Consider the following 22,368-nt stretch of genomic DNA (forward strand, 5'->3'; position numbering starts at 1 on the left):
GTTTGGGTTTAACGTCGCCCTGCAAGTAGTCCTGTAACTCGGCGACAATTTGCATTCTATTCCTGCCGGCCGCCCGCTGCGGCGGCCGCGCCTCGCGTCCCCATTCCCACTGCCGCCCTGCCTCGATGATTGCGCTGTTTCGTCTGCTTGCCCATGTGCCGCTGCCGCTGATGCACGCCATGGGCCGCTGGCTGGGCTGGGCCGTGTGGTGGCTGGCGCCGGGCTACCGCCGCCGTTTCAAGGCCCATGCGCAGGCCGCGGGCCTGACGCCGGCGCAGTACCGCCCGGCCATCGCCGCGGCCGGCGCCATGGTGGCCGAGCTGCCCTGGCTGTGGGCGCGCCCGCAGGGCGAAAGCGTGCTGCCCAAGGTGCTGCGATGGGAGGGCATCGAAGTCTTCGAGGCCGCGCTGGCCGCGCGCCAGGGCGTGATCATGATCGTGCCGCACCTGGGCAGCTGGGAGATGTACGGCCAGGCCGTGGGCGAGCGCTTCTTTGCCGACCATGGGCCGCTCACGGCGCTGTTCCGCCCGGCGCGCAAGAAGTGGATGGCCGAGGTGCTGGCCGGCTCGCGCGACCGCACCGGGCTGCAGACGCTGCCGACCACCGTGAAGGGCGTGCGCGGCCTCATGCGCACGCTCAAGCAGGGCGGCTACACGGGCATCCTGCCCGACCAGGTGCCGCCCGCCGGGCAGGGCGTGTGGGCGCCCTTCCTGGGCCGCCCGGCCTACACCATGACCCTGCTGCCGCGCTTGGCGCAGACCACGGGCGCCAAGGTGTTCCTGGGCGTGTGCGAGCGCGTGCCGGGCGGGCGCTATGTGGTGCGCTTCGAGCCTTTCGAAGGCACGGCGCTCACCGACCCCAACGCCTCCATCGAAGACGCCGCCGCGGCCATGAACGAGGGCATCGAGCGCCTGATCCGCGCGCTGCCGGGCCAGTATGTGTGGGACTACGCGCGCTACAAGCAGCCGCGCGAAGAAATGGAGGTGGCGCAATGAAGGCCGCGCGTCCGGCCATGGCGCTCCGGGAGCCGGCGCGATGAGCCTGTCGGCCCGCCTGGGCATCGGCTTCATGAAAGTGCTCGCGCGGCTGCCGCTGCCGCTGGTGCGCGGGCTGGGCGCGGGCTTTGGCCAACTGCTGTACGTGCTGGCCCGGCCGCGCCGTCATGTGGTCGACGTGAACCTGCGCCTGTGCTTCCCGGCCAAGAGCGAGGCCGAGCGCCGGCGCATCGCACGCCGGACCTTCGTCTACGTCGCGCAGGCCTGGCTGGACCGCAGCTGGCTGTGGCATGCGCCGCCCGAGGTCATCGACCGGCGCGTGCGCATCGTGGGGGCCCTCGACGAGATCGACGTGGGCAACGATCCGACGATCCTGTTCGCGCCGCATTTCTACGGCCTGGACGCGGCGGCCACGGCGCTGACCAAGCACAACCCCAAGCCCTCGACCACGATCTACACCACGCAGCGCGACCCCATGGTCGACGAGTGGACGCGCCAGGGCCGCACGCGCTTCGGCAACGTCACGGTGCTGCACCGCGTGGACGGCATCAAGGAGATCGTCGCCGGCCTGCGCAAGGGCGGCGTGCTCTACCTGCTGCCCGACATGGACTTCGGCCCCACGAACTCCATCTTCGTGCCCTTCTACGGCGTGCCGGCGGCCACCGTGCCCTCGCTGTCGCGCTTCGCGCGGCTGGCCCGTGCCAAGGTGGTGACGGTGGTGTCGCGCATCGTGCCCGATGGCTACGAGATCGAAGTGATGCCCGCCTGGACCGGCTTTCCGACGGCCGACGCCGAGGCCGACACGGCCTTGGTCAATCAGCGGCTGCAGGCCCTGATCGACACCATGCCCGAGCAGTACTACTGGGTGCACCGCCGCTTCAAGACAAGGCCGCCAGGTCAACCTGCGGTGTATTGAGGCACGGCTTCGTCGGTTTCACCTTCTCCCAACGAAAAGCGCCCCTGGCGGGGCGCAGCGGTTTGTCCGAACGGGCGTGCGGACGACGGATTCAGGCGCTGGGGTGACGCCGGATGAAGTCGCCGATCTCTTGCGCCACGCGTTGCGGCTGCTCGTGCACGATCCAGTGCGTGGCGTCGGGCACTTTCACGATCTCCAGCTTCGGCACATAGGCCTCCAGCCCTTCGAGCAGGCCGGGCAGCAGGGCCATGTCGTCCAGCGCCCAGAGCACCAGCGTCGGCACCTGCACGCTGACGCGCTCGGGCGGCAGCTGCGGAATGTCCGCCGCCGTGGTCTTGCCCGGCACGGGCGGCTTCATGGGCGTCACCCGGTACAGGTTGCAGGCGCCGGTCAGGCCCTGGCTCCAGACCTCGCGGTACTTCTGCTTCACGGGGTCGGTGAGCCAGCCGAAGCCGTCGGGGCCGGCGCGCATCATCGTGAACATGGCGAACAGCCGCGCGAAGTCGTTCTCGGCCAGCACGGCCTCGGAGCCCGGCGCGGCCAGCCAGTTCATGTACGCACTGGCCTTCTGCTGGGCCGGGTTGTCGCGCAGTTCGCGCGTGAAGGTGCCCGGATGCGGCGAGTTGAGGATCACCAGGCGCGTGAGCGATTGCGGCAGCGCATTGGCGAAGCCCCAGCCGAAGGCGCCGCCCCAGTCGTGCGCGACCAGCGTGTCGATGTGGCCCGTGGCGTTCTCCGATTTGGCCAGCTCGGCCACGTCCTGGATCAGCAGCTGCGGCTTGTACTGGGCCACCTCGGTCGGCGCGCTGGACTTCTCGAAGCCGCGCAGGTTGGGCGCGATGCAGCGGTAGCCGCCGTTCTCCGGCTTCGCGAAATGCGCGAGCAGCGTGTCCCAGATGAAGGCGGCTTCGGGAAAGCCGTGCAGGAACACCATCAGCGGCCGGCCGCGCTCGCCCGCGGCGCGACAGCTCAGCGTGATGCCGTGCGGCAATTCGCGCAGGAAGGTCTCGATGGTCATGGTGCTTGTCTCCGTGGTTGTGATCGTGTCAGCCGCGCACCAGGAAAGAGGCCGATCAGCCGCCGGGCGGGCTGTCTTCCGAAGGCGGCGTATCTGTCGTGGCCGCCGCTGCTTCGGCTGGCTGCGGCGCATGCGTCCATTGCCACAGCAGCCGGGCCGCCTCTTCCACGCCCTGGCGCTTGAGGGCGGAGAACAGTCTCACCTCGCCGCCGCCGGCCTGCAGTCGCGCAATGGACAGGGCCTTCGCACCTTCGGAGCGCGTGAGCTTGTCGGCTTTGGTCAGCAGCACCAGGAAGTTCAGGCCCTGCTCCACGCGCGGGCGGATCACGTCGAGCAGGATCTCGTCCAGCTCGGTCAGCCCCAGGCGCGGATCGACCATCAGCACCACGCCGGCCAGCGTCTCGCGCGTGACCAGGTAGTTGCCCATCACGCGCTGCCAGCGCAGCTTGGCCTCGCGCGGCACGGCCGCGTAGCCGTAGCCCGGCAGGTCGGCCAGCACGGCGTCGTCGACCTGGCCCTTGCCCACGCCGAACAGGTTGATGTGCTGCGTGCGCCCGGGCGTCTTGGACGCGAAGGCCAGCCGCCTCTTCTGCGTGAGGGTGTTGATGGCCGTGGACTTGCCGGCATTGGAGCGGCCCACGAAGGCGATCTCGGGCAGGCCCAGCGGGGGTAGATGTTCGAGCTGCGGCGCGCTGGCCAGGAAATGGGCCGTGTGCAGCCAGCCCAGGGCGGTGCGGCCCGCATCGGCCGCGGAGGAAGAGGGCTGGGGGGCCGCACCCCCGCGCAGGGAGGACGAGGGCGAAGGCGGCTGGGTCATGGGGAAGGGGTCGCGCAAGGCTCAGGGCAGGGGCCGGAAGGCCCGGGGGGCCATTGTAGAATCGCCGGGTTTTGCGCCCACAACCAGAGCCCCGAGAGCCCCCGATATGAAGTTGTGCCACGTCCGCGCCTCCACCCGTTCGCTCTTGCTCGCAGCCGTGATGGCGGCTGCCGGCATCACCCAGGCGGTCCACGCGGCTGAGGAGCCCGCGAAGCCCGCAGCCGCAGCACCGGCCGTGGCGAAGCCCGACCCGGCCAAGGGCGACACCCTCTTCACCACGGCGCCGCCCAACGGCGTGTCCTGCGCCTCCTGCCACAACGCGGACGGCAACTCGGCCATCGCAGCCAACCCCAAGCTGGCGCAACAGCATCCCGAATACATCCTCAAGCAGCTGCAGGAGTTCAAGTCCGGCAAGCGCAAGAGCCCGGTCATGCAGCCCATGGTGGCGCACCTGAGTGAACAGGACATGCGCGACATTGCCTGGTTCCTGGGCAGCAAGACGGTCAAGACCGGCTTCGCCAAGGAAAAGGACCTCGTCACGCTGGGCGAGCGCATCTACCGCGGCGGCATCCCGGACCGCATGATCCCGGCCTGCGCCGGCTGCCACAGCCCCAATGGCGCCGGCATCCCGGCCCAGTACCCGCGCCTGGGCGGCCAGCATGCCGACTACACCGACCAGCAGCTCAAGGCCTTCCGCGACGGCGGGCGCGGCAACAGCCCGCAGATGGCCGGCGTGGCGCGCAAGATGAACGACCGCGAGATCAAGGCCGTTTCCGACTACATCGCCGGCCTGCGCTGAAGCCCTCGCGCGGCGGCGCCTGTCGCCGGTCCAACGCCGCGCCGGCGGCTGACCGACAATCCGGGCCACGGCCCCTGAACTTCGCCGCCGAAAACAACACCTAAGCGGGCGGGCCGATCCTCTGGGATGGCCCGCCTTTTCTTTTGACCGCCGCCGCTGCCCGGTGCACTTCCGGCAGCCCACGATCCGCATGAGCACTTCCACCCACGGCATTCGCCTCAGGCACGGCTCGCACGCCTGGCGCGCGGCGGTGGAATTGCTGTCGTCGATGCGCTTCGCCATTGCGCTGCTGACGGTGATCTGCATCGCTTCGGTGATCGGCACGGTGCTCAAGCAGCACGAACCGCTGGGCAACTACATCAACCAGTTCGGCCCCTTCTGGGCGCAGGTCTTTCGCACCGCGCGGCTCGATTCGATCTACAGCGCCTGGTGGTTCCTGCTGATCCTGGCCTTCCTGGTCGTCAGCACCACGCTGTGCATTGCCCGGCACACGCCGCGCATCCTGCTGGACCTGCGCAGTTTCAAGGAAGACATGCGCGTGCAGGGCCTGCGCGCCTTCGGTCTGCGGGCGCAGAATGCGCTGCCCGAGGCGCCCGAGGCGGCCGCCAACCGCATCGGCCAGTTGCTGGTCAGCGGCGGCTGGAAGGTCAAGCTGCAGCGCCGCGAAGCCCCGCAGCAGGGCTGGATGGTGGCCGCGCGTGCCGGCGGCGCGAACAAGCTGGGCTACATCGCCGCCCATGGCGCCATCGTGCTGGTGTGCCTGGGCGGGCTGCTCGACGGCGACCTGATCGTGCGCGCCCAGACCTGGTTCAACGGCAAGAGCGCCTTCACAGGCGGCGGCATGATCGCCGACGTGCCGGCCGAGCACCGGCTGTCGGCGTCCAACCCGACCTTCCGCGGCAACATCCTGGTGCCCGAGGGCCAGCAGTCCAGCATCGCCATCCTGAACCAGGCCGACGGCGTGCTGCTGCAGGAGCTGCCCTTCGCCATCGAGCTCAAGAAGTTCATCGTCGACTACTACTCCACCGGCATGCCCAAGCTCTTCGCGAGCGAGGTGGTGCTGCACGACCGCGCGACCGGCGAAACCAAGGAAGCACGCATCGAGGTCAACCATCCGGCCAGCTGGAAGGGCGTGGAGATCTACCAGAGCAGCTTCGACGACGGCGGCTCCACGGTGAAGCTCAAGGCCGTGCCCATGACGGCGGCCGTGAAGCCTTTCGAGGTCGAGGGCATCATCGGCAGCAGCACCGAACTCACCAACGGCGACCAGAAGCTGCGCCTGGAGTACACGAGCCTGCGCGTCATCAACGTCGAGAACCTCGCGAGTCCCGGCGGCAGTGGCAGCGGCGCCGACGTGCGCAAGGTCGACCTGCAGGCCGTGCGGCAGGGGCTGGAGTCGCGCCTGGGCGCCGCCAACAAGGTGACCAGGGCGCGCGAGCTGCGCAACATCGGTCCCAGCGTGGGCTACAAGCTGCGCGACGAAGCGGGCCAGGCGCGCGAATACCAGAACTACATGGTGCCCGCGCAGCTGGAGGAGGACGGCCCGGCCGTGTTCCTGCTCGGCGTGCGCGAGCAGCCCTCGGACCCTTTCCGCTACCTGCGCGTACCAGCCGACGAGCAGGGCGAGATGACCGGCTTCCTGCGCCTGCGCGAGGCCCTGGGCGACGCCGCCTTGCGCCAGCGCGCCGTGGAGCGCTACGTGGCGCGCGCACTGGAGCCCGGCCGCAGCGAGCAGGCCGAGCAACTGCGGGCCTCGGCCGGCCGGGCCCTGGGCCTGTTCGCGGGCGTGGAGCGCCTGCAGGAAGCGCCTGCCCAGGGCGCGGCGGCGCGGCAGCCGGGCGGCTGGCAGGCCATCGCCGAGTTCATCGATGCGCGCGTGCCCGAGGGCGAGCGTGAACGCGCAGGCCAGGTGCTGGTGCGCATCGTCAACGAGGTGCTGTTCGAGCTGCTCAACGTCTCGCGCGAGCGCGCGGGCCAGGCGGCGCTGACGCTGGACGACGCCTCGCAGGCCTGGCTCACGCAGGCGGTGCTGGCACTGTCCGACGCCAACTTCTACCCGGCGCCCATGGCGCTGATGATGACCGACTTCCACCAGGTGCAGGCCAGCGTGTTCCAGGTGGCGCGCGCACCGGGCAAGACCATCGTCTACCTGGGTTGCCTGTTGCTGATCATCGGCATCTTTGCCATGCTCTACGTGCGCGAGCGGCGGCTGTGGGTCTGGATCGCACCGGGCGCAGACGGTGCCGATGGCAGCTCGGCCACCATGGCCCTGTCGGTCAACCGCCGCAATCTCGACAACGACAAGGAATTCGCGCTGCTGCGGCACAAGCTGCTGTTGCTGCCACCCGAAGAGACAGCCAAGGACCCTTCCGCATGACCACGACCACCCTCACGCTCAACGAGAGCTGGCTGTCGCGACGCACGGCCTACGACTGGGCCTTCGCGCTCGCCGTGGTGGCGGGCGGCCTGTTCGCGCTGCTGCGCTACCAGGCCTCGATGGACGGCTACGAGAAGGCGATCCTGCTGGGCACCCTGCCGGCCATGGTCTGGCTGGGCTGGTCCTGGCGGCCGCTGCGCACGCTGATGCTGGGCGTGGCCGTGGCGGCGGTGCTGGCCATCGTGAGCTACCGCGGCGACCTGGCGCGCGCCGACGAGGTCTTCTGGCTCAAGTACTTCCTGTCCAGCCAGTCGGCCATCCTGTGGATGAGCGTGCTCTTCTTCATGGCCACGGTCTTCTACTGGCTGGGCTTCTTCAGCCAGCGGCAGGCCGATGCGATGGAACTCATCGGCTCGCGCCTGACCTGGGCCGCCGTGGTCATGGCGCTGATCGGCACGATGGTGCGCTGGTACGAGAGCCACCAGATCGGCCCCGACATCGGCCACATCCCGGTGAGCAACCTCTATGAGGTCTTCGTGCTCTTTTGCTGGATGACGGCGCTGTTCTACCTGTACTACGAGGAGCGCTACCGCACGCGGGCGCTGGGGGCCTTCGTGATGCTGGTGGTGAGCGCGGCCGTGGGCTTCCTGCTCTGGTACACGCTGGTGCGCGAGGCGCACGAGATCCAGCCGCTGGTGCCGGCGCTGCAAAGCTGGTGGATGAAGATCCACGTGCCGGCCAACTTCGTCGGCTATGGCACCTTCGCGCTCGCGGCCATGGTGGCCTTTGCCTATCTGATCAAGCAGCAGGCTGCCGAAACACGCTGGTACAAGCTCACGCCCATCTGGCTGCTGGGCGTGGCGCTGTGCTTTGTGCCGGTGGCCTTCCGCCTGCGCGGCGTGGGCGAGGCCGGCGGCAGCTACTGGGTCGGCTATGCGGCCATCTCGGCGCTGATCGCCTTCGGCATCCTGCTGGGCCGCAAGCGCATCGCGGCGCGGCTGCCGGCCTTCGAGGTGCTGGACGACGTGATGTACAAGGCCATCGCCGTCGGCTTCGCCTTCTTCACCATCGCCACCGTGCTGGGCGCCCTGTGGGCGGCCGATGCCTGGGGCGGCTACTGGAGCTGGGACCCGAAGGAAACCTGGGCGCTGATCGTCTGGCTCAACTATGCGGCCTGGCTGCACATGCGGCTGGTCAAGGGCCTGCGCGGCACGATTGCTTCCTGGTGGGCGCTGGTCGGCCTGGCCGTGACCACCTTCGCCTTCCTGGGCGTCAACATGTTCCTGAGCGGGCTGCACAGCTACGGCACGCTGTAGCGCGCCGGAGGTGCACGGCGGCATGCGCCGCAGTGCCGGCTGCGAGCCCGTGTGTTTTCCGGCAGACTGGCGTCCGGGGCGCTGCCACGCCGTGTCAACCCGGTGCCACACTGAACTTCGGGACGCAGGCGAGAGTCCCAGCGGTTCTCCTCCAGAAAAAAGGCCTGCCATGCCGATCCTGCGCAAGTCCTCCTTTTCCGAGCCTCCGGCCAGCGAAATCACGCCGCGTGCAGCCTACGAAAGCCGGCGCGAATGGCTGCGCTGGATGGCCGGCGGGGCCGCCGGCGCTGCGCTGGCCAGCTGGGCCGGGCGCGAGGCGCTCGCGCAGACCTCGCCTGCTTCCGCGCGACCGGGCAAGCTCGCGGCGCTGCCGGCCCAGCCCTCCAGGGTGGCGGGCGCCCAGACCCTGGAAAAGCTCACCGACTACAAGGACGCGAGCAGCTACAACAATTTCTACGAATTCGGCACGGACAAGGGCGACCCGGCGAAGAACGCCCATACGCTGAAGACGCGGCCCTGGACGGTGCAGGTCGAAGGGCTGGTCCACAAGCCGGGCACCTTCGGCATCGAGGACCTGCTCAAGCTCTCGCCGATGGAAGAGCGCATCTATCGCCTGCGCTGCGTGGAGGGCTGGTCCATGGTCATTCCCTGGGTGGGTTATTCGCTGGCCGAGCTGATCAAGAAGGTAGAGCCGCAGGGCAGCGCGAAGTACGTCGAGTTCCTCACCCTGGCCGACCCCAAGACCATGCCCTACATCGGCTCGCGCATCCTGGACTGGCCCTATGCCGAGGGGCTGCGCATGGACGAGGCGCTGCATCCGCTCACGCTGCTGGCTTTCGGCATGTACGGCGAGGTGCTGCCCAACCAGAACGGCGCGCCGGTGCGGCTGGTCGTGCCATGGAAATACGGCTTCAAGTCCGCCAAGTCGATCGTGAAGATCCGCTTCGTCGAGAAGGAGCCGGGCACGGCCTGGAACAGGTCGGCGGCGCAGGAGTATGGCTTCTACTCGAACGTGAACCCCGAGGTGGACCACCCGCGCTGGAGCCAGGCGACGGAGCGCCGCATCGGCGAGCCCGGCGGCCTGTTCGCCAAGCGCCGCAAGACCCTGATGTTCAACGGCTACGAAGCGCAGGTGGGCCAGCTCTACGCGGGCATGGACCTCAAGAAGTTCTACTGATGGCCGCGGGCGCTGGTCCGGCGGCGGGCTCTGCATTGAACCGCCTGCTGATGCCTGCGGCCGTCAAGCCGCTGGTTTTCGGGCTGTGTCTGCTGCCCTTCGCCGGGCTGCTGTACGGCGCATGGGCTGATGCGCTGGGGCCCAATCCGGCCGAACATCTCATCCGCGCGACCGGCGACTGGACCTTGCGCCTGCTGTGCGTGGCGCTGGCCGTCACACCGCTGCGCGTGATGGCGCGCCTGCCCGTGCTGGCGCGCTGGCGGCGCATGCTGGGCCTCTTCGCCTTCTTCTATGCCGTGCTGCACCTGCTGTGCTACGCGTGGTTCGACATGGGCTTCGTGCTCGGCGACATCGCGGCCGACATCGCCAAGCGGCCCTTCATCCTCGTGGGCTTCGCGGCCTTCGTGGGGCTGGCGCTGCTGGCCGCCACATCTTTCAACCGCGCGGTGCGCGCCCTGGGCGGCAGGCGCTGGCAGGCCCTGCACCGGCTGGTCTATGTCATCGCCGGCCTGGCCCTGCTGCACTTCTTCTGGATGCGTGCGGGCAAGCAGGACTTCGGTGAGGTGGCGGTGTATGCCGCCATCGTTGCCCTGTTGCTGGGCTGGCGGCTGTGGCGCCGCCTGACGAAGAAGCGCAGAAGCGGCCCGGCCGCGCGGCCGGCCGCTTCCTGAGCCGCCGAGTGCCCGGCCCGTTCAGGGCATCTCGGTGCGCAGCTGGTCCTCGATGGTTTCGCGGCGGCGGATCAGCGTGGCCTTGTCCCCATGCACCAGCACCTCGGCGGCGCGGGTGCGCGTGTTGTAGTTGCTGGCCATGCTCATGCAGTAGGCGCCGGCCGAGAACACGGCCAGCAGGTCGCCGGCCTGGACGGCCAGGTCGCGGTCGCGGCCCAGCCAGTCACCGCTTTCGCACACCGGGCCCACCACGTCATAGCGCACGGCTGCCACGCCTTCGCGCCGCAGCACGGGTTCGATGCGGTGGAAGGCCTGGTACATGGCCGGCCGGGGCAGGTCGTTCATGGCCGCGTCGACGATGCAGAAGTTCTTCTCTTCGCCGGGCTTGGTGTAGAGCACTTCGGTCACGCACACGCCCGCATTGCCCACCAGCGAGCGGCCGGGTTCGATGACGATGCGCCGCTCGCCGAAGCCGCGCGCATCCAGGCGCGCGAGCAGCTGCTGCCACAGCGCATCCGCCGCCGGTGGCGTGTCGCCGTTGTAGTCGATCCCCAGGCCGCCGCCGAAGTCCAGGTGGTGCAGGCGGATGCCGTGCGACTCGATGGCCTGCACCAGGTCCAGCACGCGCTCCACCGCGTCCAGGTAGGGATCGGACTCGGTGATCTGCGAGCCGATGTGGCAGTCGATGCCCACCACTTCCAGCCCGGGCAGCGCGGCGGCATGGCGGTACACCGCGACGGCGCGGTCGTGCGCCACGCCGAACTTGTTGCCCTTCAGGCCGGTGGAGATGTAGGGGTGCGTCTTCGGATCGACGTTGGGGTTGATGCGCACACTGATCGGGGCGCGCTTGCCCAGGGCCAGCGCCACTTCGTTGAGCACGTCGATCTCGGCCTCGCTTTCGACGTTGAAGCAGCCGATGCCGGCGGCCAGCGCCTGGCGCATCTCGGCGCGCGTCTTGCCCACGCCCGAGAAGATCACCTTGGCCGGCTCGGCGCCGGCCGCGAGCACGCGGGCGAGTTCGCCGCCCGAGACGATGTCGAAGCCGCAGCCGGCCTCGGCGAACACGCGCAGGATGCCCAGCGAGGAATTGGCCTTGATGGCATAGCAGATCAGCGCATCGCGCCCTTCGAAGCCGCGGCGGTAGGCGGCCAGGGCATCGAGCATCCACTGCTGCGAATAGACGAAGAGCGGCGTGCCATGCTGCTGCGCCAGCGCCTGCAGCGCCTGTCCCTCGACCTGCAGCGCTCCTTCGGCGCGCGCCACATGCGGTTGGCCGGGAAGAAGAGACGGGTGGCTCACTGCGTGCCTCCCGCGGGTGCGCCGACGCCGGCGGCGGGCACGTGGGTGTCGTTGCGCGCCGGCAGCGCCTCGCTGCCGCGTGCCGGGGCGTCGGGCGCCAGGCCCGGTATCACAGTCTGCGGCAGGGTCGCGCGTTGCGAGGCGGCCGGGTCGGTGGGCAGGTACAGCGGACCGCGCTGGCCGCAGGCGGCGAGGGCAAGCACGGCGGCGAGCGCAGCGACCCCAAGGCCGGCGCGGACACCTGCGCTCACTAGAATTCTTTGGGCATTCAACATCACGAAATTCTATTCATGACCGACCAGGAGTACTTGGACCACGCCGAGGCGGCGCTCGCTGCCATCGAACGGGGATGCGATCGCATCAACGAGGACACCGACGCGGACATCGACAACCAGCGCACAGGCGGCATGATCACGCTGACCTTCGCGAACCGCAGCCAGGTGGTGGTGAACCTGCAGCCGCCCTTGCACGAGATCTGGCTGGCCGCGCGCACCGGCGGCTACCACTATCGCCATGACGGCACGCACTGGCGCGACACGAAGACGGGCGACGAACTGTTCGCCGTGCTGTCGCGCGAAGTGAGCCTGCAGGCCGGACAGGCCGTGCGCTTCGAGGCGCCGACGCGCTGAGTCTCGCCGGCGCCGGGAACACGCGGATTCCAGCCGCCTCGGCGGTGGCGCTTCCGGCGGGCCCCTTCAGCGGCAGGCGGCGACGCGGCAAGCGCGGCCGTTGCGGACTTCAGTTCCTGAACATGTCCAGGATGCGGCTGCGCTCGTCGGTGGGCTGGCCGCCCGCGGCCGGCGGTGACGCCGTCGGGTCGGCCGTCACCGGCGCCACTTCCACGCCCAGGGTCGAGACGGCCCGGCCCGGCGTGTAGTCGTCGAAATACCACTCGCCGCCGACATTGACCACACCCGGCGGCGGTTGCAGTTCCGCGACGGGCACGCCCTTGAGGGCCGTCTGCATGTAGCTGATCCACACCGGCAGGCTCAGGCCGCCGCCCGTTTCGCGGCTGCCCAGCTTGCGCGGCGTGTCGTAACCCATCCACACCACGGCCACATTCGTGGGCTGGAAGCCGGCGAACCAGGCATCGAGCGAATCGTTGGTGGTGCCGGTCTTGCCGTACAGGTCGGTGCGCTTGAGGGTGGCCTGTGCGCGCGCAGCCGTGCCGCCGCTGGTGATGGACTGCAGCAGGCTGTTCATGAGGAAGGCATTGCGCTGCGGGATGGCGCGCATGCTCTCGTCCAGGCGCGGCGGCTGCACGTCGACCAGCACCTTGTCCTTGTGGTCGGTCACGCGCGTGATCAGGTACGGGTTGACGCGGTAGCCGCCGTTGGCGAACACGGCATAGGCGGTGGCCATCTGCATGGGCGTGACCGAGCCTGCCCCCAGCGCCATGGGCAGGTAGGCCGGGTGCTTGTCGCGTTCGAAGCCGAAGTGCGTGATCCACTCCTGCGCGTAACGCGTGCCGATGGACTGCAGCACGCGGATCGACACCATGTTCTTGGACTTCATGAGCGCGCGGCGCAGGCTCATGGGGCCTTCGAAATTGCCGTCGTAGTTCTTCGGCTCCCAGGGCTGGCCGCCGGTGGTGCCGGCATCGAAGAACAGCGGGCCGTCATTGACCACGGTGCTGGGCATGAAGCCCTTCTCCAGCGCGGCCGAATAGATGAAGGGCTTGAAGCTCGAACCCGGCTGGCGCCAGGCCTGCGTGACGTGGTTGAACTTGTTCTTGCTGAAGTCGAAGCCCCCCACCAGCGCCTTGATGGCGCCATCGCGCGGGTCCAGCGACACGAAGGCGCCTTCCACTTCCGGCAGCTGCGTGATTTCCCAGCTGTTTTTGGGCGTCTGCACCACGCGGATCACGGCGCCCCGGCGGATGCGGACGTTGGGCGCTGCCTTGTCCGACAGGCCCGACTGCACGGGCTTGAGTCCGTCGCCGCTGATCTTGAGCACGTCGCCGTTCGCACGCGCGGCCGTCACTTCCCGCGCCGAGGCGCTCAGCACCACGGCCGAGCGCACGTCGCCGTTGTCCGGATGCTCGGACAGGGCATCGTCGATGGCTTCTTCCAGTGCCGCGGGGTCGGTGGGCAGGTCGACGAACTTCTCGGGGCCCCGGTAGAACTGGCGGCGCTCGTAGTCCATGATGCCGCGGCGCAGCGCTTCATAGGCGGCGGTCTGGTCGGCCGAATCGATGGAGGTGTAGACCTTGAGGCCGCGCGTGTAGGTGCTGTCGCCGTACTGCGCATACATCAGTTGGCGCACCGTCTCGGCCACGAATTCGGCGTGCAGGCGCTGGCTGCCCTGGCGGTCGCGCAGTTGCAGTTTCTCTTCCTTGGCCTGCGCAGCCTGTTGCGCCGTGATGAAGCCGGCTTCCTGCATCCGGTCGATGACGTAGAGCTGGCGGCCGCGGGCGCGCGTCGGGTTGTTGACGGGGTTGTTCGCGCCCGGTGCCTTGGGCAGGCCGGCCAGCATGGCGGCTTCGGCGATCGTGAGGTCCGACAGCGGCTTGCCGAAGTAGGCGTCGGCGGCTGCGGCGAAGCCGTAGGCGCGGTTGCCCAGATAGATCTGGTTCAGGTAGATCTCGAAGATCTGGTCCTTGCTCAGCTGGTGTTCGAGCTTGAAGGTCAGCAGGATCTCGTAGATCTTGCGGGTGAGCGTCTTCTCCGAGCTCAGGTACACGTTGCGCGCCACCTGCATCGAGATGGTGGAGGCGCCCTGGCTCTTGGCGCGCTCCAGGTTGGCCAGGCCGGCGCGCATCACGCCCTTGTAGTCCACGCCGCCGTGGTCGTAGAAGCGCGTGTCTTCGGCGGCCAGCACCGCATCCTTCATCACCTGGGGAACGGTCGCGATCGGCGTGAGGTTGCGGCGCTCCTCGCCGAATTCACCGATCAGCACCCCATCGGCCGAGAAAACGCGCAGCGGCAGTTTGGGCCGGTAGTCCGCAAGATCCGACACGTCGGGCAGGTTCGGATAGGCCACGGCCAGCGCCACCGCCAGCACGATGGCGGCCGATGCAACGGCTGCCAGGCCCAGACCGGTGATCCAGAGCACGATGCGCACCAGCCAGCGCAGCCAGGCCGGACGCGCGCTCTGGGACTTGGGTGTGCGGGGCTTCTTGTCAGGCCCGGGGGCTTGGGAGGAGTCGGGCATGGCAATGGGCAGAGTGGGGCCCGCAATTATAAAAAACCGGTCCTTGGGGAGCCGGCACACGCGCGCTGCGCCGCAGCAGGTGGCCGCTCACATCACAAAGTACACAGTTTGTGCAAGAGTCGTCCGCTTTTGACAACGAATGCTCATCCGGCGGCGGCCGAGTCTTGGTTTGGCTTGATTTCTACTGATAGCATGTAACCACACGCAAAATTTTCTATTGGTTACAAACACCTTCTGGAACCTGCACGGTGGCATTCGCATCTCTGTTTCGCCGTCAAGCGGCTCCGCTGCTCGGTCTGGACGTGAGCTCCTCCAGCGTCAAGTTGGTGGAGTTGTCCCGGAATTCCAGCGGCAAACTGGTGCTCGAGCGCTGCGCCATCGAGCCGCTGGAGCGCGGCTGGATCGCGGACGGCAATGTCGAGAAGTTCGATGAGGTGGCCGACGCCGTGCGGCGCCTGGTGCGCAAGAGCGGCACGCGCACCAAGCATGCGGCCCTGGCTTTGCCGCCTTCGGCGGTCATCACCAAGAAGATCGTGCTACCCGGCGGCCTGAGCGAGCAGGAGCTCGAACTGCAGGTCGAGTCGGAAGCCAACCAGTACATCCCCTTCTCGCTCGACGAGGTGAGCCTGGATTTCTGCGTGGTGGGGCCGAGCGGCGGCTCCATGGACGATGTGGAAGTGCTCATCGCGGCCTCGCGCAAGGAGAAAGTGCAGGACCGCCAGGGCCTGGCCGAGGCGGCGGGCCTGAAGGCCGAAATCCTGGACGTGGACTCCTTTGCGTCCCGGCTGGCCACGGCCCGGCTCATCGAGCAGTTGCCCGGCGAGGGCCGCGACGCCGTGGTGGCCTTGTTCGAAGTGGGCGCTTTCACCACCAGCATGCAGGTGCTTCGCAACGATGAGGTGCTGTACGACCGCGACCAGGCCTTCGGCGGCGCGCAACTGACCCAGCTGATCGCGCGCCAGTACGGTTTCTCGGCCGAGGAGGCCGAGGCCAAGAAGCGCAGCGGCGACCTGCCGCCCGAATATGCATCGGGCGTGCTCAAGCCCTTCGTGGCCAGCATCGCCCAGGAAATCGCGCGGGCCCTGCAGTTCTTCTTCACGAGCACGCCGCACAACCGTGTGGATTACGTGCTGCTGGCGGGCGGCTCGGCGTCGCTGCCCGGGCTGACCCATGCGGTGACGCGGCAGACCTCCTTTGCCTGTTCGCTGGTCAATCCCTTCGAAGGCATGGAGTTCGGCGCTGCCGTGCGCGAGAAGAAGGTTCGCCGTGAAGCGCCTTCGTATCTCACCTCCTGCGGCCTGGCGATGCGGAGGTTCCTGCAGTGATCCTCATCAACCTGCTCCCTCACCGCGAAGCGGCTCGAAAACGCCGCCGTGAGAATTTCTACGCTTCGTTGGGCGGCGCCTTCCTGGCGGGCGGGCTGCTGGCGGGGGCTGGCTACCTGTGGTTACAGACACAGATCGAAATGCAGCAATCGCGCAATGCCCTGCTGCAGGCGGAAATCAAGAAACTGGACAGCGAGATCAAGGAAATCTCCACGCTGCAGGCCGAAATTGCGGCCTTGCGCGCGCGCCAGCAGGCGGTCGAGGATCTGCAGGGCGACCGCAACCTGCCCGTGCACCTGCTCAATGAGCTCGTGCGCCAGCTGCCGGATGGCGTGTACTTCACGGGGATGAAGCAGGAGAACCAGGTGGTCACCCTGCAGGGCATGGCGCAGTCGAACGAGCGCGTGTCGGAGTTGCTGCGCAACCTGGGCAACAGCAGTCCCTGGTTGACCAAGCCGGAGTTGATCGAGATCACGGCTGCGAATGTGACCCTGAGTGCGCGCGACGTCCGGCGCGTGGCGAGTTTCCGCATGCGCGTCGACGTGAAACGGCCGACCGAAGACAAGAACAAGGCGGACGGTGCCGCCGGGCCGGCAGCGCGCCGGGCTGCGGCTGCCGCGAAGGGCTGAGACGATGGCCAAGACAAACGCATCTGCTGCGCGTCGCTTCGACGTGGGTGACGCCCTGCGCAAGTGGGCCGGCCAGTTCCAGGGGCTCAACCCGAATGACCCCGCCGTCTGGCCGCCAGTTCCGCGTTACGTGCTGCTGGTGGCGGTCGCTGTGATGGCGGTCGTGGCCCTGTGGTTTGTCTGGCTCACGGGCGTCAATGACGAACTGGAAGCCGCGCGCAACACCGAACAGACCTTGCGGCAGGATTACCAGAAGAAGGTGGCGCAAGCGGTGAACCTAGAGTTGCTCAAGCAGCAGCGCGAGCAGGTGCAGCAGTACGTCACCCTGCTGGAAAAGCAACTGCCGAGCAAGGCGGAGATGGACGCCTTGCTTTCGGACATCAACCAGGCCGGGCTTGGCCGCAGCCTGCAGTTCGAATTGTTCCGTCCGGGGCAGATCGTTCTTCGCGACTACTACGCCGAGCTGCCGATCGCCGTGCGCGTGACCGGCCGCTACCACGACATGGGCGCCTTCGCTTCGGACGTGGCCCATCTGTCGCGGATCGTGACGCTGAACAACCTGTCGATCACTCCGGCCAAGGAAGGCGGGCTCACGATGGACGCCACGGCGCGCACCTACCGCTACCTGGACGCCGAAGAGCAGGCTTCCCAGAAGCGCGCCGCGCAGGCCGCCGCCGCCAAGAAGAGATGAGCATGCGTGCAGCACGATTGGCCGGCGCCCTGGGCCTGGCCGCCCTCCTGAGTGGATGCTTCGGCTCGCAGGAAGACCTCCGAACCTGGATGCGCGAGGAGCGCGCCAAGGTGAAGCCGCGCATCGAGCAAATCTCGGAGCCCAAGCGCTTCGAAGCCCAGCGCTACACGGAAGGCATGGCGGTGGAGCCGTTCAGCAACGTCAAGCTCACGCAGGCGCTGCGCCGCGACACCGGCCAACCCGGCCACTCCGACCTTCTGGCCGCGGAGCTGAACCGCCGCAAGGAAGCCCTGGAGGCGTTCCCGCTGGACGCCATGGCAATGGTGGGCAGCCTGGACCGCAACGGCCAGCGGGTGGCGCTGCTGATGGTCGACAAGCTGCTCTACCAGGTGCGGGTGGGCAACCACCTGGGCATGAACTACGGGCGCATCACGCGCATTGATGAAACGGAACTGGCTCTGCGCGAGATCGTGCAAGACGCGGCCGGGGAGTGGATCGAGCGGCCGGTCACGCTGCAATTGCAAGAGAAGGCGAGCAAATGAAAGCACAAGCAACTCGGACTTGGACGGGCTGGGTGCGTCGCGCGGGCTGGGGCCTGCTGGCGCTGAGCGCTGCGGCGCTGGCCCATGCGCAGAATGCCATCGAGGCCGTGACAGGGTCGCTGCAGTCGGGCGCGGAAGTGGTGCGCATCGATTTCGCGCAGCCGCTGACGGCGGTGCCGCAAGGCTTCACGGTCCAGAGCCCGGCGCGCATCGCCCTGGACTTTCCGGGAGTGAGCAATGGCATCGGCCGTTCGGCGATCGAACTGAACCAGGGCAACCTGCGATCCGCCAACGTCGTGCAGGCCGGAGATCGCACGCGGCTGGTGCTGAACCTGAAGCAGGCGGCCGCCTACCGTGCGCAAGTGCAGGGCAAGTCTCTGCTGGTGGTACTGGATCCGGCAGCGGGGCCGGCCTTGGTGTCGGCCGGCCAGACCACTTTCGCCGAGAACCGCAACCGCGACACCCTGCCCATCCGCGACATCGATTTCCGCCTGGGCGAGGGCAACACCGGGCGCGTCATCGTCGACCTGCCCAACAACCAGGTGGGTGTGGACGTTCGCCAGCAGGGCAGCCAGTTGCTGGTCGAGTTCACGCGTTCGCGCCTGCCGGAGGGCCTGCGCCGCCGCCTGGACGTCGCCGACTTCAACACACCCGTCCAGTTCGTCAACTCGCAGCAGGTGGGCGACCGCGTGCGCATGACCATCGAGCCGCGCGGTGATTGGGAGCATTCGGCCTACCAGAGCGACAACCAGTTCGTGGTGGAGGTGCGGCCGCGCAAGGTGGACCCGACCAAGCTGACGCAGGGCGTGGGCTACACCGGCGAGAAGTTGTCGCTCAATTTCCAGAACATCGAGATCCGCTCGCTGCTGCAGGTGATCGCCGACTTCACGAACTTCAACATCGTGACCTCCGATTCGGTGACGGGCGCACTGACCCTGCGCCTGAAGGACGTGCCCTGGGACCAGGCGCTGGACATCATCATGCAGGCCAAGAACCTGGGCATGCGCAAGAACGGCTCGGTGCTGTGGATCGCGCCCAAGGATGAGATCAACGCCAAGGAGAAGATGGATTTCGAAGCGCGCGCCGCCATCGAGAACCTGGAGCCGCTGCGCACGCAATCCTTCCAGCTCAACTACACCAAGGCATTGACCATCGCCCAGGGCCTGGCCGGCACGGGCGCCGCGGCAGGCGGAAGCGGCAGCGGCACGACGACCCGCATCCTGAGCCCGCGCGGCAGCGTCATCGCCGAGCAGCGCACCAACCAGGTCTTCGTGACGGACGTTCCGGCACGCCTGGCCCAGGTGGCAGAGATGATCCAGAAGCTCGACGTGCCCATGCGGCAGGTGCTGATCGAGGCGCGCATCGTGGAAGCGACCGACACCTTCGGCCGCTCGCTGGGCGTCCGCCTGGGCGGCGGGATGATCAACACGCGCAGCACCATCGGGGCCATGCCGGTCGTGACGCCGAACGCCGTGGTCAATGGGGCATTCACGGCCAACCCGAGCGCGACCACCACTTTCACGAACAGCAACTTCATCAATCTGCCGGCGACCAGCTCGAACGGCGACCCGGTGGGCACCTTTGCGCTGTCGCTGTTCAATTCCAGCTTCTCGCGCATGCTGAACCTGGAAATCTCGGCCATGGAAGCGGACGGCAAGGGCCGCGTGATCTCCAGCCCGCGCGTCATCACCGCCGACCAGACCAAGGCGCTGATCGAGCAGGGTGAGGAAATTCCCTACCAGCAGGCCACGTCCAGCGGGGCGACCTCCATCTCGTTCCGCAAGGCGGTCCTCAAGCTGGAGGTGACGCCCCAGATCACGCCGGAAGGCAACATCATCCTGACACTGGATGTCAGCAAAGATTCGCGGGGGGTGAATACGCTTTCCGGACCGGCGATCAACACCAAGCACGTGCAAACGGAAGTGCTGGTGGAAAACGGCGGCACCGTCGTGATCGGCGGCATCTTCGAGCTGACCGAGACGAACGACGAGTCGCGCATTCCCGTGCTGGGCGAAGTGCCGGTGGTCGGCGCCTTGTTCCGCAAGCGCGAGCGCACGGCCAACAAGACGGAAATGCTGGTCTTCATCACGCCGAAGATGATCACCGACCGCAACGCGAGCCGCTGATCGGGCGGTGGCCGCACGCGCGGGACCCTGTTCTTTTTTTGAAATGCCGATTGGGCGGCGAACTGGAAGGAAAACTATGAGTTACGTGGTGGGAATCAAGCGATGGAGCCTGCTGGCGGTCGTCGCGGCAACCGTGGCGGCCTGCGGTGGAGGGGGCGGCAGTCCCTCGCTGCCCATCATTCCGATCACGCCCACGAACCCTTCGCCCACGGCGTCGGACCTGATCGTCACCCTGGACAAGGTCAACCTGACCAATTCGGGCAGTGACTCGGCGACCCTGACGGTCACGGCCGTCGACAGCTCGCGCAACGTGGTGGCCTCTGCGCCCGTGACCGTGGCGGTGGAGAACAACGGCGTCTTCACGCCCGACACCGCCGGCGGCGTCACCGGCGCCAACGGCGTCTTCTCCGGCAAGATCGTCATCGGCAGCGACAAGTCGAACCGGCTGATTCCGTACACCGTCAAGTCGGGCAGCATCACCAAGACCGGCCACCTCACGGTCGCTGGCATTGCGCTGGCGGCCACGGCCGTGCCGTCGGCCCCTGCGCCGGGCCAAGCCGTGACCTTGACGGCCAGCGTCAAGGACTCGGCCGGCAACGCCGTCCCGGGTGTGGACGTCGCGCTCAATGGGGTGCCGGGGAGTGCCGCGCTGGCGGCCCGCACCGACAACGCAGGGCAGGCCGCTTTCCGCTTCAACGCGCCGAGCAGCGAGGGCACCTACCCCCTCAGCATCGCGGGCGCGGGTGCGACGGGCAGCTACGACCTGAAGGTGCTCACCCCGGGTTCGACCACGGTTCCGGTGGCCATCGGCCCGATCTCGGGTGCCAGTGCGATCGCCACCCCGGTGGTGCTGGGCGTGAACGCCGCCGGCTCGACCGCCAAGCAGTCCGAAGTCCGTGCGCTGTTCGTGGGCGCGGACAACAAGCCGATCAGCAACGTGCGGGTGCGTTTCTCGGTCGCCAGTTCGGCGCTGCCGGGCGAGTCGCTGACCAACGGTTCGAACATCGTCTACAGCGACACCACCGGCGTGGCCAAGACCAACTACGTGGCGCCCACCACGGCCAGCCCGAACGAAGGCGTGATCATCCGCGCCTGCTACTCGGAGAATGATTTCGCCGTCACGGATTGCCCGAACGCCGTGACGGCGCGGCTGACCGTCGCTTCGGCCCCCGTTTCGCTGACCATCGGGGTGGACAACGTGATCGAGAAGTCGGCCAGCGGCATTTCGTACGTGAAGAAGTTCGAAATCCAGGCGGTGGACGCGGCGGGCAACTATGCGCGTGACGTGCCCCTGTCGGCCGTCGTGAGCATCGAGGGCTACCGCAAGGCTGCGGACTATGCCGCTGCCGGAATCTGGTGCCCCAACGAGGACACGAACCGCAACGGCGTGCTGGACACCCTGCCGGTCAACGAGGACACCAATGGGGACGGCGTGCTGACGCCTCGCCAGTCCGACGTGGCTGTCGGCTTCGTCGGCGAGGCCAAGACCAATGCCACGGGCCTGGCCCTGCTGCAGATCCAGTATCCGCAGAACGTGGCCACCTGGCTGAACGTGCGGATCAAGGTCAATGCCGGCGTGTCGGGCAGCGAAGGCGAGTCCACCTACTCGTACGTGCTCGGCTTCGCCGAGGATGACGAGGAGAACGGTTCGTTCCGCCGTCCGCTGTATGGCAGCGACACGACCGCGGAAGGCGGCTGCGCGACCGCGCGCTGAGCGTCTGCCTTCGCACGCACCCTGGAAATGCCGCCTCTGGCGGCATCCAGCAAAAAGCCGGCTTTTGGAGCCGGCTTTTTGCTTGTCGAGTACACGCCATCCGCGCGGAGGCGGGAGCGGACAGATTCGCCCATCAGTGACGGTCGGCCCCGGTCTCCTGCAGCATGCCCTTGTGCTCGATGAAGCGCACCACTTCCTGCAGGCCGGCCAGGGTCTTGAGATTGGTCATGACGAAAGGCTTGTCCTTGCGCATGCGCCGGGTGTCCGCCTCCATCACGCCCAGGTCGGCGCCCACGTGCGGCGCGAGATCGGTCTTGTTGATGACGAACAGGTCGCTCTTGGTGATGCCGGGCCCGCCCTTGCGCGGAATCTTCTCGCCGGCCGCCACGTCGATCACGTAGATCGTGAGGTCGCTCAGCTCCGGGCTGAAGGTGGCGGCCAGGTTGTCGCCGCCGCTTTCGACGAACACTACGTCGGCATCCGGGAACGCCTCGAGCATGCGGTCGATGGCCTCGAGGTTGATCGAGGCATCTTCCCGGATGGCGGTGTGCGGGCAGCCGCCCGTTTCCACGCCCATGATGCGCTCGGCGGGCAGGGCGCCCGCCACGGTGAGCAGGCGCTGGTCTTCCTTGGTGTAGATGTCGTTGGTGATCGCGATCAGGTCGTAGCGATCGCGCATGGCTTTGCAGAGCATTTCCAGCAGGGTGGTCTTGCCGGAACCGACGGGGCCGCCGATGCCCACGCGCAAGGGGGGCAGCTTCTTGGTGCGGTTCGGGAGGGTGTGCAAGGCAGCGCTCATGGGA

Annotated in this window: 20 protein-coding genes; 14 read left to right on the top strand and 6 right to left on the bottom strand. The window is 67.9% G+C overall.

Features of this window, described 5'->3' with window-relative positions:
* Positions 1 to 125 precede the first annotated feature (125 nt).
* A complete protein-coding gene (locus tag LG388_RS18100; protein WP_225784105.1) occupies positions 126 to 995 on the top strand; it encodes a lysophospholipid acyltransferase family protein in 870 nt (289 codons plus the stop codon).
* Between the two features lie 40 nt (positions 996 to 1,035).
* Positions 1,036 to 1,911 carry a lipid A biosynthesis acyltransferase gene (locus tag LG388_RS18105; protein ID WP_225784106.1) on the top strand — a complete coding sequence of 292 codons (876 nt, stop codon included), beginning with the start codon at positions 1,036 to 1,038 and terminating at the stop codon, positions 1,909 to 1,911.
* Between the two features lie 91 nt (positions 1,912 to 2,002).
* On the opposite strand, the gene LG388_RS18110 is transcribed toward LG388_RS18105, so the two are convergent.
* Positions 2,003 to 2,929, bottom strand: coding sequence for an alpha/beta fold hydrolase (locus LG388_RS18110; RefSeq protein ID WP_225784107.1), 927 nt, complete (start codon positions 2,927 to 2,929; stop codon positions 2,003 to 2,005).
* A 55-nt stretch (positions 2,930 to 2,984) separates the two neighbouring features.
* The gene (gene yihA, locus LG388_RS18115; RefSeq protein WP_225784108.1) at positions 2,985 to 3,746 is read right to left on the bottom strand and encodes a ribosome biogenesis GTP-binding protein YihA/YsxC; all 762 of its coding nucleotides are present in this window, start codon (positions 3,744 to 3,746) and stop codon (positions 2,985 to 2,987) included.
* Between the two features lie 106 nt (positions 3,747 to 3,852).
* Here yihA and LG388_RS18120 point away from each other — a divergent pair, with 106 nt between their 5' ends.
* The 5 genes from LG388_RS18120 to LG388_RS18140 all read left to right on the top strand — a co-directional run bounded on the left by LG388_RS18120 (position 3,853) and on the right by LG388_RS18140 (position 10,086).
* Positions 3,853 to 4,545 (top strand): cytochrome c, encoded by a 693-nt coding sequence (locus LG388_RS18120; RefSeq protein WP_225784109.1) that lies wholly within the window; start codon positions 3,853 to 3,855, stop codon positions 4,543 to 4,545.
* A gap of 190 nt (positions 4,546 to 4,735) precedes the next feature.
* Positions 4,736 to 6,922 carry a cytochrome c biogenesis protein ResB gene (locus LG388_RS18125; protein ID WP_225784110.1) on the top strand — a complete coding sequence of 729 codons (2,187 nt, stop codon included), beginning with the start codon at positions 4,736 to 4,738 and terminating at the stop codon, positions 6,920 to 6,922.
* Positions 6,919 to 8,238: a c-type cytochrome biogenesis protein CcsB gene (gene ccsB / locus LG388_RS18130; protein WP_225784111.1), complete on the top strand. Its 1,320-nt coding sequence runs from the start codon at positions 6,919 to 6,921 to the stop codon at positions 8,236 to 8,238. The genes LG388_RS18125 and ccsB overlap by 4 nt, the downstream gene beginning before the upstream one ends.
* A 169-nt stretch (positions 8,239 to 8,407) precedes the next feature.
* Positions 8,408 to 9,415 (top strand): protein-methionine-sulfoxide reductase catalytic subunit MsrP, encoded by a 1,008-nt coding sequence (msrP, locus tag LG388_RS18135; protein WP_225784112.1) that lies wholly within the window; start codon positions 8,408 to 8,410, stop codon positions 9,413 to 9,415.
* Entirely contained in the window at positions 9,415 to 10,086 is a 672-nt protein-coding gene (locus tag LG388_RS18140) for a sulfite oxidase heme-binding subunit YedZ (RefSeq protein WP_370630194.1), read from the top strand. The genes msrP and LG388_RS18140 overlap by 1 nt, the downstream gene beginning before the upstream one ends.
* A 21-nt stretch (positions 10,087 to 10,107) precedes the next feature.
* On the opposite strand, the gene lysA is transcribed toward LG388_RS18140, so the two are convergent.
* Together lysA and LG388_RS18150 are read right to left on the bottom strand one after the other, a co-directional pair.
* The gene (gene lysA, locus LG388_RS18145; protein ID WP_225784113.1) at positions 10,108 to 11,385 is read right to left on the bottom strand and encodes a diaminopimelate decarboxylase; all 1,278 of its coding nucleotides are present in this window, start codon (positions 11,383 to 11,385) and stop codon (positions 10,108 to 10,110) included.
* Entirely contained in the window at positions 11,382 to 11,588 is a 207-nt protein-coding gene (locus LG388_RS18150) for a lipoprotein (protein WP_370630195.1), read from the bottom strand. The genes lysA and LG388_RS18150 overlap by 4 nt, the downstream gene beginning before the upstream one ends.
* 87 nt (positions 11,589 to 11,675) lie before the next feature.
* Between LG388_RS18150 and cyaY the strand changes: the two genes are divergently transcribed.
* A complete protein-coding gene (cyaY, locus tag LG388_RS18155) occupies positions 11,676 to 12,014 on the top strand; it encodes an iron donor protein CyaY (protein WP_225784115.1) in 339 nt (112 codons plus the stop codon).
* A 109-nt stretch (positions 12,015 to 12,123) separates the two neighbouring features.
* Here the strand turns inward: cyaY and LG388_RS18160 are convergent, their stop codons facing one another.
* On the bottom strand, positions 12,124 to 14,538 hold the full coding sequence (locus LG388_RS18160; protein WP_225784116.1) for a penicillin-binding protein 1A: 2,415 nt from the start codon (positions 14,536 to 14,538) through the stop codon (positions 12,124 to 12,126).
* Between the two features lie 248 nt (positions 14,539 to 14,786).
* On the opposite strand from LG388_RS18160, the gene LG388_RS18165 reads away from it, so the two are divergent.
* The 6 genes from LG388_RS18165 (at position 14,787) to LG388_RS18190 (ending at position 21,565) form a co-directional block, all read left to right on the top strand.
* Entirely contained in the window at positions 14,787 to 15,863 is a 1,077-nt protein-coding gene (locus LG388_RS18165; protein WP_225784117.1) for a pilus assembly protein PilM, read from the top strand.
* On the top strand, positions 15,860 to 16,492 hold the full coding sequence (locus LG388_RS18170; protein ID WP_225784118.1) for a PilN domain-containing protein: 633 nt from the start codon (positions 15,860 to 15,862) through the stop codon (positions 16,490 to 16,492). The genes LG388_RS18165 and LG388_RS18170 overlap by 4 nt, the downstream gene beginning before the upstream one ends.
* Before the next feature lie 4 nt (positions 16,493 to 16,496).
* Complete coding sequence (locus tag LG388_RS18175) at positions 16,497 to 17,183, top strand: type 4a pilus biogenesis protein PilO (RefSeq protein ID WP_225784119.1); 687 nt, start codon at positions 16,497 to 16,499, stop codon at positions 17,181 to 17,183.
* A gap of 2 nt (positions 17,184 to 17,185) precedes the next feature.
* Entirely contained in the window at positions 17,186 to 17,725 is a 540-nt protein-coding gene (locus LG388_RS18180) for a pilus assembly protein PilP (RefSeq protein WP_225784120.1), read from the top strand.
* Positions 17,722 to 19,851, top strand: coding sequence for a type IV pilus secretin PilQ (gene pilQ / locus LG388_RS18185; RefSeq protein WP_225784121.1), 2,130 nt, complete (start codon positions 17,722 to 17,724; stop codon positions 19,849 to 19,851). Before LG388_RS18180 ends, pilQ begins: the two co-directional genes overlap by 4 nt.
* Positions 19,852 to 19,927: 76 nt before the next feature.
* Positions 19,928 to 21,565, top strand: coding sequence for a hypothetical protein (locus LG388_RS18190; RefSeq protein ID WP_225784122.1), 1,638 nt, complete (start codon positions 19,928 to 19,930; stop codon positions 21,563 to 21,565).
* 133 nt (positions 21,566 to 21,698) lie between these two features.
* On the opposite strand, the gene ureG is transcribed toward LG388_RS18190, so the two are convergent.
* On the bottom strand, positions 21,699 to 22,364 hold the full coding sequence (gene ureG / locus LG388_RS18195; RefSeq protein ID WP_225784123.1) for an urease accessory protein UreG: 666 nt from the start codon (positions 22,362 to 22,364) through the stop codon (positions 21,699 to 21,701).
* Positions 22,365 to 22,368: the final 4 nt, after the last annotated feature.

This window comes from Xenophilus sp. Marseille-Q4582 (assembly GCF_916700565.1).
GTDB lineage: Bacteria > Pseudomonadota > Gammaproteobacteria > Burkholderiales > Burkholderiaceae_C > Xenophilus.